The sequence below is a fragment of the Pseudomonas sp. CIP-10 genome (assembly GCF_020911845.1).
Lineage (GTDB): Bacteria > Pseudomonadota > Gammaproteobacteria > Pseudomonadales > Pseudomonadaceae > Aquipseudomonas > Aquipseudomonas alloputida.
This window is the reverse complement of record NZ_CP087160.1, coordinates 5,223,955-5,240,837: the sequence shown is the minus strand read 5'-3', so window position 1 is coordinate 5,240,837 and position 16,883 is coordinate 5,223,955. Positions and strand designations below refer to the sequence as shown.

The 16,883-nt window shown below is 62.0% G+C and carries 13 protein-coding genes and 1 other RNA gene; 6 read left to right on the top strand and 8 right to left on the bottom strand.

Annotation, left to right across the window (positions count from 1 at the left end; all coding sequences use genetic code 11):
* Positions 1-117 precede the first annotated feature (117 nt).
* From ssrA to LMH93_RS23635, 5 genes are all read right to left on the bottom strand, one after another.
* Positions 118-509, bottom strand: a transfer-messenger RNA (tmRNA) gene (gene ssrA, locus LMH93_RS23655).
* 99 nt (positions 510-608) lie between these two features.
* Positions 609-899, bottom strand: a complete 291-nt coding sequence (locus tag LMH93_RS23650) for a hypothetical protein (RefSeq protein WP_004576166.1) — start codon at positions 897-899, stop codon at positions 609-611.
* A 628-nt stretch (positions 900-1,527) separates the two neighbouring features.
* Positions 1,528-4,338 (bottom strand): FAD-binding and (Fe-S)-binding domain-containing protein, encoded by a 2,811-nt coding sequence (locus LMH93_RS23645; RefSeq protein WP_230064655.1) that lies wholly within the window; start codon positions 4,336-4,338, stop codon positions 1,528-1,530.
* A 75-nt stretch (positions 4,339-4,413) separates the two neighbouring features.
* Positions 4,414-5,559: an FMN-dependent L-lactate dehydrogenase LldD gene (lldD, locus tag LMH93_RS23640; protein ID WP_014754483.1), complete on the bottom strand. Its 1,146-nt coding sequence runs from the start codon at positions 5,557-5,559 to the stop codon at positions 4,414-4,416.
* Positions 5,560-5,621: 62 nt separating this feature from the next.
* Positions 5,622-7,292 (bottom strand): lactate permease LctP family transporter, encoded by a 1,671-nt coding sequence (locus LMH93_RS23635; RefSeq protein WP_003249910.1) that lies wholly within the window; start codon positions 7,290-7,292, stop codon positions 5,622-5,624.
* A 256-nt stretch (positions 7,293-7,548) separates the two neighbouring features.
* On the opposite strand from LMH93_RS23635, the gene LMH93_RS23630 reads away from it, so the two are divergent.
* Complete coding sequence (locus LMH93_RS23630) at positions 7,549-8,316, top strand: FCD domain-containing protein (RefSeq protein ID WP_230064654.1); 768 nt, start codon at positions 7,549-7,551, stop codon at positions 8,314-8,316.
* Between the two features lie 162 nt (positions 8,317-8,478).
* Here LMH93_RS23630 and smpB read toward each other — a convergent pair whose 3' ends face one another.
* Positions 8,479-8,961, bottom strand: a complete 483-nt coding sequence (smpB, locus tag LMH93_RS23625; protein WP_003249914.1) for an SsrA-binding protein SmpB — start codon at positions 8,959-8,961, stop codon at positions 8,479-8,481.
* A 163-nt stretch (positions 8,962-9,124) separates the two neighbouring features.
* On the opposite strand from smpB, the gene LMH93_RS23620 reads away from it, so the two are divergent.
* Complete coding sequence (locus LMH93_RS23620) at positions 9,125-9,559, top strand: type II toxin-antitoxin system RatA family toxin (RefSeq protein ID WP_003249916.1); 435 nt, start codon at positions 9,125-9,127, stop codon at positions 9,557-9,559.
* 63 nt (positions 9,560-9,622) lie between these two features.
* Here the strand turns inward: LMH93_RS23620 and LMH93_RS23615 are convergent, their stop codons facing one another.
* Positions 9,623-10,159: an outer membrane protein assembly factor BamE gene (locus LMH93_RS23615; RefSeq protein ID WP_003249918.1), complete on the bottom strand. Its 537-nt coding sequence runs from the start codon at positions 10,157-10,159 to the stop codon at positions 9,623-9,625.
* Positions 10,160-10,256: 97 nt separating this feature from the next.
* Here LMH93_RS23615 and fur point away from each other — a divergent pair, with 97 nt between their 5' ends.
* Together fur and LMH93_RS23605 are read left to right on the top strand one after the other, a co-directional pair.
* Complete coding sequence (gene fur, locus LMH93_RS23610) at positions 10,257-10,661, top strand: ferric iron uptake transcriptional regulator (protein WP_003249922.1); 405 nt, start codon at positions 10,257-10,259, stop codon at positions 10,659-10,661.
* A 452-nt stretch (positions 10,662-11,113) separates the two neighbouring features.
* Positions 11,114-12,064: an IS110 family transposase gene (locus tag LMH93_RS23605; RefSeq protein WP_004577666.1), complete on the top strand. Its 951-nt coding sequence runs from the start codon at positions 11,114-11,116 to the stop codon at positions 12,062-12,064.
* A gap of 179 nt (positions 12,065-12,243) precedes the next feature.
* Here LMH93_RS23605 and recN read toward each other — a convergent pair whose 3' ends face one another.
* Positions 12,244-13,917 (bottom strand): DNA repair protein RecN, encoded by a 1,674-nt coding sequence (gene recN, locus LMH93_RS23600; protein ID WP_230064653.1) that lies wholly within the window; start codon positions 13,915-13,917, stop codon positions 12,244-12,246.
* A 192-nt stretch (positions 13,918-14,109) separates the two neighbouring features.
* Between recN and grpE the strand changes: the two genes are divergently transcribed.
* Together grpE and dnaK are read left to right on the top strand one after the other, a co-directional pair.
* Positions 14,110-14,667: a nucleotide exchange factor GrpE gene (gene grpE, locus LMH93_RS23595; RefSeq protein ID WP_003249927.1), complete on the top strand. Its 558-nt coding sequence runs from the start codon at positions 14,110-14,112 to the stop codon at positions 14,665-14,667.
* 101 nt (positions 14,668-14,768) lie between these two features.
* Positions 14,769-16,694 carry a molecular chaperone DnaK gene (dnaK, locus tag LMH93_RS23590; RefSeq protein WP_003249929.1) on the top strand — a complete coding sequence of 642 codons (1,926 nt, stop codon included), beginning with the start codon at positions 14,769-14,771 and terminating at the stop codon, positions 16,692-16,694.
* The last annotated feature ends 189 nt before the right edge of the window (positions 16,695-16,883 follow it).

Sequence of the window (16,883 nt, the reverse complement as noted above, 5' to 3'; positions counted from 1 at the left end):
ACCAAACCGTCTGGAACTCAAAAAACCTCTATGGCCCTCAAAAGCGCTGTAAGTCATTGATTTAACTGAGTTACAGGCACAAAAAAAGACGTCCGTGGACGTCTTTGTTTGATCATTTGGTGGAGCCGGGGGGATTTGAACCCCCGTCCGCCAGTACTCCGCTGTCGGTACTACATGCTTAGCCGTGTCTACTGATTTAATCCGCAGCCGCCCGACGGGCAGGGTGCTTTGGATGAGTTGTGTAAGTTTTAGTCACTTCGCCCACAACGTGCTACGCGACGATCCTGTTCTGTATGACAATCATTTCGGGTTTACAGGCATCCCCTAGTGATTGCTGGAGCCGAAGCTACCAGAAGCAAAGGTCACTTACGCTGCGAGAGCGTAGGATTCCTCGCCGTAGGTTTCGTCATTGGCAACTATAGAAGTTGCAACAGTGGATTTACGAGTTCTGTTACCAACTCGGCATGCACCTAGAGTTTCGCTACCGGCGTCGAATCCTAATCGGCCCCGCACTAGCTCTTGGCTAACGCACCTTACGGCGCGTGGGATGGAGTATACGCCATTGCGCGGGCGACGTCGACAGCCGGTCCAGTCGCCCGCTTTTGGGCTCACGCGCCGCCGCTGCTACTGCCGCTGCCTTTCTCGGTTTTTTCCAGGCGCTCCAGCACTTTGCTGGTAATGGCAATGCATTCCTTGGTGTCGCCCGAGGCCTGGGCGGCCTTGGCTTTGTCGACGTGCTCGGTGATGGCTTTGTCCAGGCCTTCGGAAGTGGCGCCGGCGGTGGCCATGCTGTCGTCGATCTTTTGCAGGTTGGCGGCGCAGAGGTCATCGGCGGCGAACACCGGCGAAGCCAGCAGGGTGGCGGCCGCGAACAGGGCCGAAAGTGCGGTACCTTTCATGGGTGTCTCCTCTGGGGCCTCTGGAAGGTGGGCCTGTAAGGTGGACTGCGGGGGATTGGCGGGGGTTCAATCGGGATGGTGGCGGGGCGATATTGACGTGGGGATGGCACCGGCGTTGCCGGTGTTCGCGGGTTTACCGCGGATACGGCGGGCTTCGTACAACCACCGACGTGTGTCCACCATCAATCTGTGTGTAGGAGCGGGTTTACCTGCGAATGCGGTGGCGGCGGCAATGGTGAACGACGGGTAGAGGTTGGCCAGCAGGGCCGGCCTCTTCGCGGGTAAACCCGCTCCTACGGGGGGGGGGGCTGTGTACAGCCACCGATGTGTGGGCACCACCAATCGGTGTAGGGGCGGGTTTACCCGCGAATGCGGTGGTGGCTGCGACGGTGGACGGCGGGTGGGGATTGGCCAGCAGGGCCGGCCTCTTCGCGGGTGAACCCGCTCCTACGGGGGGGCTGTGTATAACCACCGATGTGTGGGCACCACCAATCGGTGTAGGGGCGGGTTTACCCGCGAATACGGTGGCGGCGGCAATGGTGAACGACGGGTAGAAGTTGGCCAGCAGGGCCGGCCTCTTCGCGGGTAAACCCGCTCCTACGCAGCGCTCCCCACCTATATCAACGCGTTAGAGGCTGCGTGGCCGGGTGACGCGGTCTACCAGGTACACCAGGCCGTGGTAGTCGATGCCGCTGTGGCTCGACAGGCCTATCTCGCAGGTGCGGCTGGTGGAAATGCCTTCGCTGCAATACTGCACGGCGTCCTTCAGGCTGCGCAGCGAGTGGGCGTTCAACTCGGGGGTGGTAAAGCCTTTGTCACCGGCAAACCCGCAGCAGTGAATGCCTTCCGGGATCACCACCTGTTTGCTGCAACGCCGGGCCAGGTCGATCAAGGCCTGGCTTTCGCCCAGGTGCTGGGTGCTGCAGGTCACGTGCACTGCTACCGGTTCGTCCTGGGGGGTGAACTCCAGTCGGTCGAGCAGGTGGGTGCGGATGAAGCGCACGGGGTCGTACAGGTCCAGCCGGGTGTCGCCCAGGTCCTGCACCAGGCGCAGGGTGCAGGGGCTTGTGTCGCAATAGATCGGGTCGAGGCCGCCGCGGCTGGCGTGCAGCAGGGCGGTGATCAGCTCCTGGCGTTTGTGTTCGGCCTGCTCGGGGTAGCCCTTGGAGGCGAACGGTTGGCCGCAGCACAGGCTGTCGGCGTTGTCGGGGAACACCACCTGGTAACCGGCCTTTTCCAGCAGGGCGCGGGTTTTGTCCAGCAACGAGCTTTGCTCGCGGTCGGCATAGGCCGGGCCCATTACCCGGGAGACGCAGGCGGCCAGGTACACCACGCGGGGGCGGGCGTCGTTGCTGGTGGCGCCGAAGGCCAGCGGGCGCAGCGGTTGCGGCATGGCCGGGGTCCATTGGGGCAGGCGGCCTTTGCTGGCTTTGCTCAGCGAGGCGCTCAGGCGGCCCAGGCGCGGGGCGCCTAGCAGCTTGCGTGCGGTGTTGGCGGCGGTCAGGGTCAGGCGCGCACCGCTTAGGGCTGTGTGGAAATGCTCGGCCAGCCAGTCGGCGGTTTTAGCGTGGTCGGCGGCCTGGCTGCGCAGTTTCTTCACCAGCTCGCCGGTGTTGATGCCGACGGGGCAGCGCTGGGCGCACAGGCCGGTAGCGGCGCAGGTGTCGATGCCCTGGTACTGGTAGCTTTGCATCAGTTCACGGGTATCGATGCCGGCGCGCTGCTTGGCCTGGATGTCACGCCACATGACGATGCGCTGGCGCGGGCTGAGGGTCAGGCCCTTGGACGGGCACACCGGTTCGCAGAAGCCGCACTCGATGCACTTGTCGACAATTTCGTCGGCGGCAGGCAGCGGCTTGAGGTTTTTCAGGTGGATATCCGGGTCGTCGCTCAACACCACGTCGGGGTTGAGGATGCCGTTGGGGTCGAGCAGGCGCTTGAGCTTCCACATCAGCTGGTAGGCATCGTGGCCCCACTCCAGCTCCACGAAGGGCGCCATATTACGCCCGGTGCCGTGTTCGGCCTTGAGCGAGCCGCCGAACTCCACCGCCACCAGCTGCGCCACGTCGTCCATGAACGCCTGGTAACGGGCGACTTCTTCGGCGCTGTTGAACCCCTGGGTAAAGACGAAGTGCAGGTTGCCTTCCAGCGCGTGGCCGAAAATGATCGCTTCGTCATAGTGATGCTTGTCGAACAGCTGGATCAGGCGGTTGACGCCTTCGGCCAGTTGCTCGACGGGGAAGGTCACGTCTTCGATGATGACCGTGGTGCCGGTCTGGCGCACGGCGCCGACGGCGGGGAAGGTGTCCTTGCGGATTTTCCACAGCTGGTTGTACACGGCCGGGTCTTCGCTGAAGTTTACCTGCTGTTCCAGCGGGAAGTCGGCGATCGAGGCCATGATCTGCTGCAGTTGCTCGTGCAGCAGGCTCTGGCTGGCGGCGCGGGATTCGATCAGCAGGGCGCAGGCATTGTCCGACAGGCCTTTTACCCACAGCGGCATGCCGGGCATGTTCTGCACCGAGCGCAGGCTGCGGCGGTCGAGCAGTTCCACGGCCGAGACCGGCTGCTGCTTGAGCACGGGTACCGCGCGGCAGCAGCTTTCGACGCTGGGGAACACCAGCAGGGCGCTGGCCTTGTGCGGGTGGTCGGGCACGGTGTCGTACGTGACGGCGCTGATGAAGCCCAGGGTGCCCTCGGAGCCGACCAGCAGGTGTTGCAGAATGTCCAGCGGCTGGTCGTAGTCCACCAGTGCGTTCAGTGACAGGCCGGTGGTGTTCTTCAGCCGGTATTTGTGCCGGATGCGCTCGGCCAGCGCGGTGTTGGCGCGGGTTTCGCGGCCAAGGCGGGCCAGAGCGTCCAGCAGCTCGGCGTGGCTGCTTTCGAAGGCGGCGACGCTGGCCGGGTCTTCGCTGTCCAGGCGGGTGCCATCGGCCAGCACCAGGCGCAGGCCCGCCAGGGTGTGGTAGGTGTTCTGCGCGGTGCCGCAGCACATGCCACTGGCGTTGTTGGCGACGATGCCGCCGATCTTGCAGGCGTTGATCGAGGCCGGGTCGGGGCCGATCTTGCGCCCGAAGGGGGCCAGCCAGGCGTTGGCCTGGGCGCCGATCACGCCGGGTTGCAGGCGAATCTGCTCGCCCTGGCGACGGATTTCGCGGCCGTTCCAGTTATCGCCGAGCACGATCAGCACCGAGTCGCTGATGGCCTGGCCAGACAGGCTGGTGCCGGCAGCGCGGAAGGTGACCGGCACCCGCTCGCGCTGGGCCAGTTTGATCAGGCCGACCACTTCGTCCTCGGACTCGACGCGCACCACCAGCTTGGGGATCAAGCGGTAGAAGCTGGCGTCGGTGCCGAAGGCCAGGGTGGAGGTGGGGTCGTCGAAGCGGCGTTCGGCGGGGATCAGGCGCTCGGCATCACGCAGGAACGCGGCGGGCAGGCTCATGCAGTCTCCTCGCGGGGCTGTGGCGTCTGTGCGCTACATGCCCCGGGTCATTCAGGCGGTGGTTCTTGCAGGCGTTCAGGCGCCCAGTTCGCGTACCAGCGAGTCGCGGGTGATCTCGCTGATCGACTTGGCACCGGTCAGCACCATGGCCACGCGCATTTCCTTTTCGAACAGCTCAAGCAGGTTTTTCACGCCGGCCTGGCCATGCACGGCAAGGGCATAGAGGAAGGCGCGGCCGATCAGTACGGTGTCGGCACCCAGGGCGATCATGCGCACCACGTCCAGGCCACTGCGAATGCCCGAGTCGGCCAGGATCTTCAGGTCACCTTTGACCGCGTCGGCAATGGCCGGCAGGGCACGGGCGCTAGACAGCACGCCGTCGAGCTGGCGGCCGCCGTGGTTGGACACCACGATACCGTCGGCACCGAACTTGACCGCATCGCGGGCGTCATCGGCATCGAGAATGCCCTTGATGATCATCGGGCCGTCCCAGAACTCGCGGATCCACTCCAGGTCCTTCCAGGAAATGGACGGGTCGAAGTTGTTGCCCAGCCAGCCGATGTAGTCGGCAAGGCCGGTGGGGTTGCCACGGTATTTGGAGATGTTGCCCAGGTCATGCGGGCGGCCCATCACGCCCACGTCCCATGCCCACTCGGGGTGGGTCATGGCTTGCAGCACGCGGCGCAGCGGGCCGTTCTTGCCGCTCATGCCAGAGTGGGCGTCGCGGTAGCGGGCACCGGGTACGGGCATGTCCACGGTGAACACCAGGGTCTTGACGCCGGCGGCCTTGGCCCGCTCCAGGGCATTACGCATGAAGCCGCGGTCCTTGAGCACATACAGCTGGAACCACATTGGCCGGTTGATGGCGGGCGCCACTTCTTCGATCGGGCACACCGACACAGTCGACATGGTGAACGGGATGCCATGGGCGGCGGCCGCGCGTGCGGCCTGCACTTCGCCACGGCGGGCGTACATGCCGGTGAGGCCGACCGGGGCCAGGGCCACCGGCATGCTCAGGGTTTCGTCGAACAGCTTGGTTTCCAGGCTGAGCTCGGACATGTTGTTCAGCACGCGCTGGCGCAGGGCGATACTGGCCAGGTCCGAGACGTTGTGGCGCAGGGTGTGCTCGGCGTAGGCGCCGCCGTCAGCGTAGTGGAACAGGAAGGGGGGCAGCTTGCGTTGGGCCGCGGCGCGATAGTCGGTAGAGGCAGAAATGATCATGGATTCTCGCAGCGTTGCTTGTGGGAGTGCCGGGCGCGCGACGGCGCCCGGCCCCTTTCACTTTAGTGATGAACCAGCATGCCGGTCAGCCAGTAAGCCTGGATCAGGGTGATCAGGCCGACGATGGTGGCGAAGAACAGGCTGTGCTTGACGGTGAAGCGGAACAGGTCGGATTCCTTGCCGACCAGGCCGGTAGCGGCGCAGGCCACGGCGATCGATTGCGGCGAGATCATCTTGCCGGTTACGCCGCCGCTGGTGTTGGCTGCCACCAGCAGGGTGTCGTTGACCCCGATCTGGTGCGCGGTGGTGGCCTGCAGCGAGCTGAACAGGGCGTTGGACGAGGTGTCCGAGCCGGTCAGGAACACGCCCAGCCAGCCGAGGAACGGCGAGAAGAACGGGAACGCGGCGCCGGTACCGGCCAGCACCAGGGCCATGGTCGAGGACATGCCCGAGTAGTTGGTGACGAAGGCAAAAGCCAACACCATGCCGATCGACAGAATTGGCCAGCGCAGTTCCCAGAAGGTTTCTTTGAAAGTGGTAAGACCAGTTTTGAAGTTGATCTTCAGCACCGCCATCGAGATCAGCGCCGAGAGGAAGATCGCGGTGCCGGTGGCGGAGATCGGGTCCAGCTTGAACACCGCTGGCATGGCGGTCGGCGCGGCAACGATCGGTGCGGTCTTGATCACCAGCTGGTCGAGGTGCGGGATGGCGAAGTTGAACACGAAGTTGTACATCGCGCCGCCCGGAGCGAAAGCCGCCTTGAACGGCTTCAGGGTCCAGATGGTGACCAGCACGGTGAGGATCAGGAACGGCGACCAGGCCTTGAAGATCTCGCCAAAGCTGTACGGGCTAGGCTGGCTGCCGCTTGGCTGCACAACGGCTGCGCCGACACTGCCTTTGGCCTCGCTGAACGCACGCTTGGGCTGCCAGACTTTCAGGAACAGGGTAAGGCAGATCAGGCTGGCCAGTGCCGAGGTGATGTCTGGCAGTTCCGGGCCGATGAAGTTCGAGGTGAAGTACTGGGTGACGGCAAAGCTCAGGCCAGCGACCAGGGCGGCAGGCCAGGTTTCCTTCACGCCACGCAGGCCGTCCATCATGAACACCAGCCAGAACGGCACGAACAGCGACAGCAGCGGCAGCTGGCGGCCGGTCATGGCGCCGATGTGGAAGGCGTCGATACCGGTGACCTGGCCGGCCACGATGATCGGGATGCCCAGGGCGCCGAAGGCCACTGGCGCGGTGTTGGCGATCAGGCACAGGCCGGCAGCGTACAGCGGGTTGAAGCCCAGGCCCACCAGCAGTGCGGCAGTGATGGCCACCGGTGCGCCAAAGCCTGCCGCACCTTCGAGGAAGGCGCCGAAGCAGAAGCCGATCAACAGCACTTGCAGGCGCTGGTCGTCGGTAATCGACAGCACCGAGCTGCGGATCACTTCGAACTGGCCGCTCTTGACCGTGAGTTTGTACAGGAACACCGCGGCAACGATGATCCAGGCAATTGGCCAGAGGCCATAGAGGAAGCCGTAACCCGCGGCGGCGAGGGCCATGTCGACAGGCATCTGGAAGGCGAAGATCGCCACCAGGATCGACAGCGCGAGGGTGATGCTGCCCGCTACGTGGCCCTTGAGGCGGAACACGGCGAGGGCCAGGAAGAAGAACACGATAGGGATGACCGCCGCCAGTGCGGACAGGCCAAGACTACCAAGCGGGCTATAGAGTTGTTGCCAGGTTTGCATATGGGGTGGCCCCTAATTGTTGTTGGTCAGGCACTGGCATTGGATAATTGGTAAGACCAATTTACAATGGCTGGACGCTAGGTTAAAAGCGCTGCCGTGGGTGTGTCAATTTGTCCCGTGCAAAACTTTGGTCGCGTGCCGATGAGCGGGCGTCTGATGTGCTCGGAAAATCGCGGCTTGATGGGTGTTTGCGTGGCCTGGATCGGCGAGAATAGGCACCCCCTGAAATTTGCCGGGGGTTTGTGGAGAGCATGTGATGGTTTTTGATCAGGTACGCCAACGGCGCCTGTCCGACGACATTGTCGATCGGCTGGAAGGGATGATTCTGGAAGGCACGCTGACCTCGGGGCAGCGGCTGCCGGCCGAGCGCGTCCTGGCCGAGCAGTTTGGTGTGTCCCGCCCGTCACTGCGTGAGGCGTTCCAGAAGCTGGTGGCCAAGGGGCTGCTGGTCAGCCGTCAGGGCGGGGGCAATTTTGTGGCGGAGTCGTTGGGGTCCACCTTCAGCGACCCGTTGCTGCAGTTGCTCGAGCACAGTGCCGAAGCGCAGCGTGACCTGCTCGAGTTCCGCCATACCCTGGAGGCGTCCTGCGCCTATTACGCTGCCCAGCGTGCCACCGAGCCGGACCGGGCACGGTTGAAGGCGGCCTTCGATACGCTGCAGGACTGCTATGCCAGGGTCGATGAGGTGACCCGTGCGGAGGAGGGCGCGGCTGATGCGCGCTTCCACCTGGCGATCGCCGAGGCCAGCCATAACGCGGTGTTGCTGCACACCATCCGGGGTTTGTTCGACCTGCTCAAACGCAACGTGGTGACCAACATCGGGGGCATGTACCAGCAGCGCACCGAAACCCGGGACATGCTGATCAGTCAGCACCGGGAACTGTACCTGGCGATTGTCGAGGGCAGGGCGGAAGATGCGCGAGAGGTGTCCAGCCGGCACATTTTGTATGTGCAGGAGGTGCTGCATGAGGCGCACGAAGAAGCGCAGCGGGTGGCACGGGCGGAGCGGCGCAGCGGGCGCTGAGAGCGCGTTTTTGTGCTGTAACGCGGGGCCTGTGAGAGCGGCCTTGCGTCGCGAAAGGGTCGCAGAGCGGCCCCAGGATCGGCGTCGATGCGCAGATTGCTGGGGCTGCTTCGCAGTCCTTTCGCGACACAAGGCCGCTCCCATAGCGGCCAGGCAGGCTGGTTACTCTTCCTTGCCCTTGTTCCGCACAGCCCGCTGCAGCTCGCGGTTGGAATCGCGTTCGCGCATGGTGTCGCGCTTGTCGAATTCCTTCTTGCCCTTGCCCAGTGCGATTTCGCACTTGATCAGGTGCTTGCTCCAGTACAGCGCCAAAGCCACACAGGTGTAGCCTTTTTGCGCCACAGCCGCTTCCACGCGCTCGAGCTCGCGCTTGTTCAGCAGCAGCTTGCGGGTGCGTGTAGGGTCGGCGATGACGTGGGTGCTGGCCGTGGTCAGCGGGGTGATGTGGCTGCCGAACAGCCAGGCCTCACCGTCCTTGAGCAGCACGTAGCTGTCAGTCAGGTGCGCCTTGCCGGCTCGCAGGCTTTTTACTTCCCAGCCGGACAGGACCAGCCCGGCCTCGAACTTGTGTTCGATGAAGTAATCGTGTCGCGCTTTCTTGTTTTGCGCGATGGTCCCGGTCGGATGTTTTTTTTGCTTAGCCATAGGGGCGGCATTATAGGCAAGTCCGCGCGTCGTCCGCTATGGGATTTCGGTGTGCTTGAGCCACTGGAATGAATACCGGACAATACAAACCCTGTCATACGCACAGAACCTGTTTTCGGCACGCTGCGAAGCGCCGCCACCCAGCCTTGGAAGTGACGCCTGGATGACTACCCATATTCAACGCTCCGCCCTGCTGCCATACCCCGCCCAGGCGCTTTACGATCTGGTCAACGATGTGGCCAGCTACCCTGAGTTTTTGCCGTGGTGCTCGGCCTCGACGGTGATCGAAACCAGCGATACACACATGCGTGCCAAGCTCGAAGTGGCCAAGGGGGGCATGAGCCAGCACTTCGTGACGCGTAACGTGCTGGTGCCGGGGCAGTCCATCGAGATGAACCTCGAAGAAGGGCCGTTCACCCAGCTGCATGGTGTTTGGGTGTTCAAGCCGCTGGGTGAAAAAGCCTGCAAGATCAGCCTGGACCTGTCCTTCGATTACGCCGGGCCGATTGTGCGCGCCACGTTGGGCCCGCTATTCAATCAGGCGGCGAATACGCTGGTCGATGCGTTCTGCCAGCGTGCCAAGCAATTGAATGCCTGACGTATAAGGCGCAAACAAAAAGCCCGGACCAAGTCCGGGCTTTTTTGCATCTGCTGTTCCCGCTTAGCGGGTTTCCAGCGGTGCGGGGGTCGGGACCGGGGTGGTCTCGATGGTGTCGATCTCGCGCTGGATGGACTCTTCGGTCGAACCAGGCTTGGCCGGTTTTTCTACAGGTTGCGCTGCCGGCTGTTCGGCCTGGCCTGGCTCGGTGGCCGGGCTGACGGTGGTGTCGCTGCTGCCACCGAGGATTTCCTGATCGCGGCTGACGCCTGGCATGAAGTCGCCAGACAGGCTGACCAGTTGATCGCTTTCGTTGAAAAATACACTCATGCGTTCTTGCTGGCGCTTACCGCCACCAGGCTGCAGGCTGTACAGGTAATCCCAACGATTGGTGTTGAAAGTGTCCTGAATCAGCGGGTTGCCCATGATAAACCTTACTTGCCGGCGGGTCATTCCCGGGCGTAATTGGTCTATCATGTCTTGCGTGACGACATTGCCCTGCTGGATGTCGATTTTGTAAACCCCGGGAAACGAGCAACCGGCGAGTGCGAGCAGTCCCACTAGGGTGAGGCTGGTTAGCAAGAGCTTGGTGTTTTGCATCGGTGGGCGACTTCCACTATCTTGGCTGGACAACGTAAACCCCGATCATACCCGTATTAAGAGAAGCTGCGAAGCAGCATCGGCGAGAAAGCTGACCATGGTTGAAAATAGCGAATTGCGCAAAGCCGGCCTCAAGGTGACCCTGCCTCGAGTCAAGATCCTTCAGATGCTCGACTCTACCGAGCAGCGTCACATGAGTGCAGAGGATGTCTACAAGGCGCTGATGGAGGCTGGCGAGGATGTAGGCCTGGCCACCGTCTATCGCGTGCTGACCCAGTTCGAGGCGGCGGGTCTGGTGGTTCGCCACAACTTCGACGGCGGTCATGCAGTGTTCGAGCTGGCTGATGGCGGTCACCACGACCACATGGTGAACGTGGATACCAGTGAAGTCATCGAATTCATGGACGCCGAAATCGAGAAGCGCCAGCGCGAAATCGTGGCCGAGCATGGCTTCGAGCTGGTGGACCACAATTTGGTCCTGTACGTGCGTAAGAAGAAGTAACGATTTTTCGTTATGGATAGCAAAGGCGACCTTCGGGTCGCCTTTGTGCTTTATAGCCGGGCTAGAAAGAGTGTGAGATTCCTGTGGGAGCGGCCTTGCGTCGCGAAAGGGCTGCCGGGCAGCCCCAGCGATAGGTGGGTTGAAGCTGAAATCCTGGGGCCGCTTTGCGACCCTTTCGCGACGCAAGGCCGCTCCCACAGGGAAGGCGCCAGCTTTTAGAAATTGAGCAAGACAGCTGCTTGTGTCTTGATGGGGGATTAGAATCTGGAGTGAGAGCGGTGAATGGCAAGCTGAATGCCGTAGGTGCCTTGAGCACGTGTGGGAGCACAAGCTGCCATTCACCGTTCCACTTTGGCGAGAGCCCGAACAGTTGGATGCGGCTCTGATCTCGAATCACAAGCGTGGGCCAAGCCAAAGTCCTCTCACTGTGTTGAGTTTAGGAGGTTTTGGTGATGGCTTCCTTCTTGGGTATCGATGTTTCCAGTCTCTCCCTTGATGCTGCGGTGCGGCCACAGGGCATCAAAATGCATTTAAGCAATGATCCCACAGGCTTTGAGGCGCTACTGGAGAGCCTTCGCAAGCTCAGTATCAAGCGCGTCCTGTTAGAGGCGACGGGTGGCTACGAGCGAGATGTCATGCGTTTTCTACAGGACGCTGGCTACAAGGTCATACGCGTTAATCCCAGGCGAGCCAGGTCATTCGCTGACTCTCTAGGCATCAAGGCCAAGACTGACGCCATCGACGCCGAGGTTCTGGCGCACTATGCCGAAGTCATTCCAGATCAACCCTCCCTGCGAATCAGCCCCGAACGAGCGCTTCTGCGAGAGTTGCTTCAGCAACGTGATCGGTTGGTTCAACAGCGAGATGACGACCTGCGGCGCCTGAAGCAGGTGCAATCGACTGCAGTTGCTAACTACCTGAATGCCAACCTGAAACACTTCAAAGCGCAGATCAAACTGGTTGAGCGTGAGATCGAACAGCAAACCGCGATGCTGAACGACGAACGGGTTACCCAACTGATTAAAGTGAAAGGCATTGGGATGGTGACAGCGGGCAAGCTAGTAGCGCTGCTGCCGGAGCTGGGTCGGGTTGAATCCAGAGAAATTGCCTCCCTGGTCGGAGTGGCGCCCTTCAACCACGACAGCGGGAAATTCATGGGCAAGCGCTCTATCTCTGGCGGACGATTTGCGGTCAGGCGATCGCTGTACATGGCATGCCTTGTGGCGATGAGATACAACCCAGCACTCAAGGCTCGTTATCAGTCACTGCGGGAGCGCGGAAAACTTCCCAAAGTCGCTATCGTGGCCTGCATGAGAACGTTCATCGTGCGGTTAAATGCCATGCTCAGAACGGGTACATCATGGCTCGATCTAGTGCTACCGCAGCCTGAAAGTACAACGTAAATCCAGAACGCAGCGTGAGCCGCGTGGAAGCGGGCTTGCCCGCGAAGCCAACACCGTGGTGGATTGCACGGGCTTCGCCCGTGTTCGCGGGCAAGCCCGCTCCCACAGGGAAGGCGCCAGCTTTTAGAAATTGAGCAAGACAGTTGCTCCCACATTGACCGCGTCTGCCGGGTAGGGCCTCAGGCCTTGCCGCTCACCACCATCTTGCGTGCATGGGCCAGGGATTCCTTGGTCAGGTCGATCCCGCCGAGCATCCGCGCCACTTCTTCCACGCGCTCACGCTTGCCCAGGCTAGCCACGGCGGTGTGGGTGGTGTCGCTGTTGCGCACCTTGTGCACGAACAAATGGTGATGCCCCTGCGCCGCCACCTGCGGCAGGTGGGTCACGGTCAGTACCTGGCCGCGCTCGCCCAGGCGCCGCAGCAGTTGGCCGACGATTTCTGCCGTTGGCCCGCCAATACCCACGTCGACTTCGTCGAACACCAGAGTAGGAATGCGCGAGGTCTGCGCGGTAATGACCTGGATCGCCAGGCTGATACGTGACAGTTCACCGCCCGACGCCACCTTCGCCAGGCCCTTGAGCGGCTGGCCAGGGTTGGCACTGACCAGCAGTTCGATCTGCTCCAGGCCATGGGGTGACAGTTCGGCGCCTTCGTTCGCTGTCAGTTCGATGCAGAAGCGCCCGCCAGGCATGCCCAGGCGCTGGATTTCCTGCTCCACCGCGCCTGCGAGCTGCTGCGCCGCTTGCTGGCGCAGGCCGCTGAGTTCGCGCGCCTTCTCTTTATAGTGCTGGGCGTAGGCGGCAAGCTCTTCGCCCAGCCGCTCGATCGACTCGTCACTGGCGTTAAGGCCTTCCAGCTCCTCCATCAGTTGCTGTTGCAGGTGTGGCAGCTCGGTGGGGTGCACCCGGTGTTTGCGCGCCAGGGTGTAGATGGTGTCCAGGCGCTCTTCCAGGGCTTGCAGGCGCATCGGGTCGGCGTCGAAATTGTCGAGGAAGCGGTTGAGTTCGCCCACGGCTTCCTCGACCTGAATCTGCGCGCTGGCGATCAGGTTGGCTGCTTCGTTCAGTGCCTTGGGCGAGTTGGTGGCGGCACCCAGGCGGTTGAGGCTGGAGGTGAGGGCGCTCAGCACATTGCCCGAATCACTCTCGCTGCACTGGTCGATGACCTGGCGGCAGATGCCGAACAGGGCTTCGGCGCTGGTCAGGTTCTTGTGTTCCTGCTCCAGATGCTCCAGTTCGTGCTCGCCCAGGCCGAGGTTGTCCAGTTCTTCCAACTGGTAACTGAGCAACTGGTGGCGGGCGCGCTGCTCGTCGCCCGAGTTGGACAGGCGCTCCAGCTCCAGGCGGGTCTGGCTCCAGCGCTTGGCTGCAAGCTGTACCTGGCGGGCCAGGTCGACGGCGCCGGCATACTCGTCAAGCAGGCGGCGGTGGGTGTCGGTCTTGAGCAGGGACTGGTGCTCGTGCTGGCTGTGGATATCGATCAGCAGTTCGCCCAGCGCCTTGAGGTCGCCGAGCGGGCAGGGCGTGCCGTTGATGTAGCCGCGGCTGCGGCCTTCGGCGGTGATCACCCGGCGCAGGATGCACAGGCCTTCGTTGTCCAGGTCGCGCTCGGCCAGCCAGGTGTGGGCTTCGGGAATGTCCACCAGGTCGAAGGTGGCCAGGATGTCTGCCTTGTCGGTGCCGGGGCGCACCACCCCGCTGTCGGCACGGTCGCCCAGGGCAAGGCCGAGGGCGTCGAGCATGATCGATTTGCCGGCACCGGTCTCGCCGGTGATGACGGACATGCCACGGGCGATTTCGAGGTCGAGGTGCTCGACGATGGCGTAGTTGTGAATGGACAGGTGCACCAGCATGGGGGCGGCTCCCGGAAATCAGGTCTGGTTATTTATACAGTACTTTTTTCAGGCCTGCCAATGCCCCTTCGCAGATTCTGTTGCGGCCTTGAAAACCACCTTGCCCCTTGAACCTGGTTTTTCCGGCCCCATATAGCCGACATCCAAGGCGAGCCTGGCTCGCAGTCCACAAAATTGCGCAGGAGAGACCCCATGGCTGATGAGCAGCTGAACGAGAAAGACCTTAACGTGGAAGAAACCGGTGCAGGCAATGCAGCTGATACCCGTGTTCTGGAGCTCGAGGAACAGCTGGCCGCAGCCAAGGACCAGGCGCTGCGCGCCGTTGCCGACCTGCAGAACGTACGCCGTCGTGCCGAGCAGGATGTGGAGAAAGCCCACAAGTTCGCCCTGGAGAAGTTCTCCGGCGACTTGCTGCCGGTGATCGACAGCCTGGAACTGGCCCTGGCTCACTCCAGTGCCGACGATGAGCACGTCAAGCAGATCCGCGAAGGGGTCGAACTGACCCTGAAGATGTTCCAGGACACCCTCAAGCGCTACAACCTTGAAGCTGTCGACCCGCACGGTCAGCCGTTCAACCCTGAGCATCACCAGGCCATGGCCATGCAGGAAAACGCCGAGGTCGAGCCAAACAGCGTGCTGAACGTGTTCCAGAAGGGTTACCTGCTGAACGGCCGCCTGCTGCGCCCCGCCATGGTGGTGGTCAGCAAGGCGCCGAGCGCGGCGCAACCCTCGATCAATGAAAAGGCTTGAAATCCTCCGGGGCATCCCCATCTAGGTGTCAAGCCTTCAAGTATTACCGCAGTTGGCCAAAGTAGTCGCTGCTACCAAATTCAAGTTTCGGGAGAGTTAACATGGGTAAAATCATCGGTATCGACCTGGGGACCACCAACTCGTGCGTCTCCATTCTGGAAAACGGTAACGTCAAAGTCATCGAAAACGCCGAAGGTGCGCGTACTACCCCTTCGATCGTGGCCTACGCCAACGATGGCGAAATCCTGGTTGGCCAGTCGGCCAAGCGCCAGGCTGTCACCAACCCGCACAACACCCTGTTCGCAGTGAAGCGCCTGATTGGCCGCCGCTTCGAAGAAGATGTCGTGCAGAAAGACATCAAGCTGGTGCCATACAAGATCGTCAAGGCGAACAACGGTGACGCCTGGGTCGAGGCTGCTGGCAAGGAAATGGCTCCGCCGCAGATCAGCGCCGAAGTCCTGAAGAAAATGAAGAAGACCGCCGAAGACTACCTCGGCGAGCCAGTCACCGAAGCGGTCATCACCGTTCCGGCCTACTTCAACGACAGCCAGCGTCAGGCGACCAAAGACGCCGGCCGCATCGCTGGCCTGGACGTAAAACGCATCATCAACGAGCCGACTGCCGCTGCACTGGCGTACGGCATGGACAAGGCCAAGGGCGACCACACCGTCATCGTTTATGACCTGGGTGGTGGTACCTTCGACGTTTCGGTCATCGAAATCGCCGAAGTCGACGGTGAGCACCAGTTCGAAGTACTGGCTACCAACGGCGACACCTTCCTGGGTGGCGAAGACTTCGACATGCGCCTGATCGACTACCTTGTCGACGAGTTCAAGAAAGAGTCGGGCATGGACCTGAAGAACGATCCTCTGGCCCTGCAGCGCCTGAAAGAAGCCGCAGAAAAAGCCAAGATCGAGCTGTCGTCCGCTCAGTCGACCGACGTCAACCTGCCGTACATCACTGCAGATGCCACCGGTCCTAAGCACCTGAACGTGAAGATCTCCCGCGCCAAGCTGGAGTCGCTGGTCGAAGACCTGGTCAAGCGTACCATCGAGCCTTGCCGCATCGCCCTGAAAGACGCCGGCATCGACGCCAGCAAGATCGACGACGTGATCCTGGTCGGCGGTCAGACCCGCATGCCGCTGGTGCAGAAAGAAGTGGCCGACTTCTTCGGTAAAGAAGCGCGCAAGGACGTGAACCCGGACGAAGCCGTCGCCATGGGTGCTGCCATCCAGGGTGCGGTACTGGCCGGTGACGTAAAAGACGTACTGCTGCTGGACGTCAGCCCGCTGACCCTGGGTATCGAAACCATGGGCGGCGTGATGACCGCGCTGATCGAGAAGAACACCACCATCCCGACCAAGAAGTCGCAGGTGTTCTCGACTGCCGACGACAACCAGGGCGCCGTGACCATTCACGTGCTGCAGGGTGAGCGTAAGCAGGCTGCGCAGAACAAGTCGCTGGGCAAGTTCGACCTGGCTGACATTCCGCCAGCACCGCGTGGCGTGCCGCAAATCGAAGTGACCTTCGACATCGACGCCAACGGCATCCTGCACGTAGGTGCGAAAGACAAGGCCACCGGCAAGACTCAGTCGATCGTGATCAAGGCCAACTCCGGCCTGTCGGACGAAGAGATCGAGCGTATGGTGCGTGACGCCGAGGCCAACGCCGAGGAAGACCGCAAGTTCGAAGAGCTGGCGGCTGCCCGTAACCAGGGTGACGCGCTGGTGCACTCGACCCGCAAGATGGTCGCTGACGCAGGTGACAAGGTTACCGCTGAAGAGAAAACCGCCATCGAGGCCGCCGTTGTTGCCCTGGAAGCCGCTGTCAAAGGCGACGACAAGGCTGCCATCGACGCCAAGGTTGAAGAGCTGTCCAAGGTCTCTGCCCCGGTTGCCCAGAAGATGTACGCCGAGCAGTCGGCTGAACAGCCTCAGGGTGGCGCGCAACAGGCCGAGCCGGAAGCCAAGCACGATGACGTGGTTGACGCCGAGTTCGAAGAAGTGAAAGACAACAACAAGCAGTAATCCCTGCATGTTGTCGGCCGGTTCACCGTCGTTTGCCGGTGAGCTGGTAGGATGTCGCCGCGCGGGGGCTTGCTCCCGCGTTGGCGTATCTGGAATTCGAGAATTTTTACAGCATCTGTCAGCGGCTCTTGAGGGTCGCACGCGGGTGCTGATGGCGTGGCGCAGATGCCACACGCCCAACAAGGTGCA

Bases quoted from the DNA above. Each gene is read 5' to 3' on its own strand.
- LMH93_RS23650 (WP_004576166.1), bottom strand. From the start codon at position 899: ATGAAAGGTACCGCACTTTCGGCCCTGTTCGCGGCCGCCACCCTGCTG.
- LMH93_RS23645 (WP_230064655.1), bottom strand. From the start codon at position 4,338: ATGAGCCTGCCCGCCGCGTTCCTGCGTGATGCCGAGCGCCTGATCCCC.
- lldD (WP_014754483.1), bottom strand. From the start codon at position 5,559: ATGATCATTTCTGCCTCTACCGACTATCGCGCCGCGGCCCAACGCAAG.
- LMH93_RS23635 (WP_003249910.1), bottom strand. From the start codon at position 7,292: ATGCAAACCTGGCAACAACTCTATAGCCCGCTTGGTAGTCTTGGCCTG.
- LMH93_RS23630 (WP_230064654.1), top strand. From the start codon at position 7,549: ATGGTTTTTGATCAGGTACGCCAACGGCGCCTGTCCGACGACATTGTC.
- smpB (WP_003249914.1), bottom strand. From the start codon at position 8,961: ATGGCTAAGCAAAAAAAACATCCGACCGGGACCATCGCGCAAAACAAG.
- LMH93_RS23620 (WP_003249916.1), top strand. From the start codon at position 9,125: ATGACTACCCATATTCAACGCTCCGCCCTGCTGCCATACCCCGCCCAG.
- LMH93_RS23615 (WP_003249918.1), bottom strand. From the start codon at position 10,159: ATGCAAAACACCAAGCTCTTGCTAACCAGCCTCACCCTAGTGGGACTG.
- fur (WP_003249922.1), top strand. From the start codon at position 10,257: ATGGTTGAAAATAGCGAATTGCGCAAAGCCGGCCTCAAGGTGACCCTG.
- LMH93_RS23605 (WP_004577666.1), top strand. From the start codon at position 11,114: ATGGCTTCCTTCTTGGGTATCGATGTTTCCAGTCTCTCCCTTGATGCT.
- recN (WP_230064653.1), bottom strand. From the start codon at position 13,917: ATGCTGGTGCACCTGTCCATTCACAACTACGCCATCGTCGAGCACCTC.
- grpE (WP_003249927.1), top strand. From the start codon at position 14,110: ATGGCTGATGAGCAGCTGAACGAGAAAGACCTTAACGTGGAAGAAACC.
- dnaK (WP_003249929.1), top strand. From the start codon at position 14,769: ATGGGTAAAATCATCGGTATCGACCTGGGGACCACCAACTCGTGCGTC.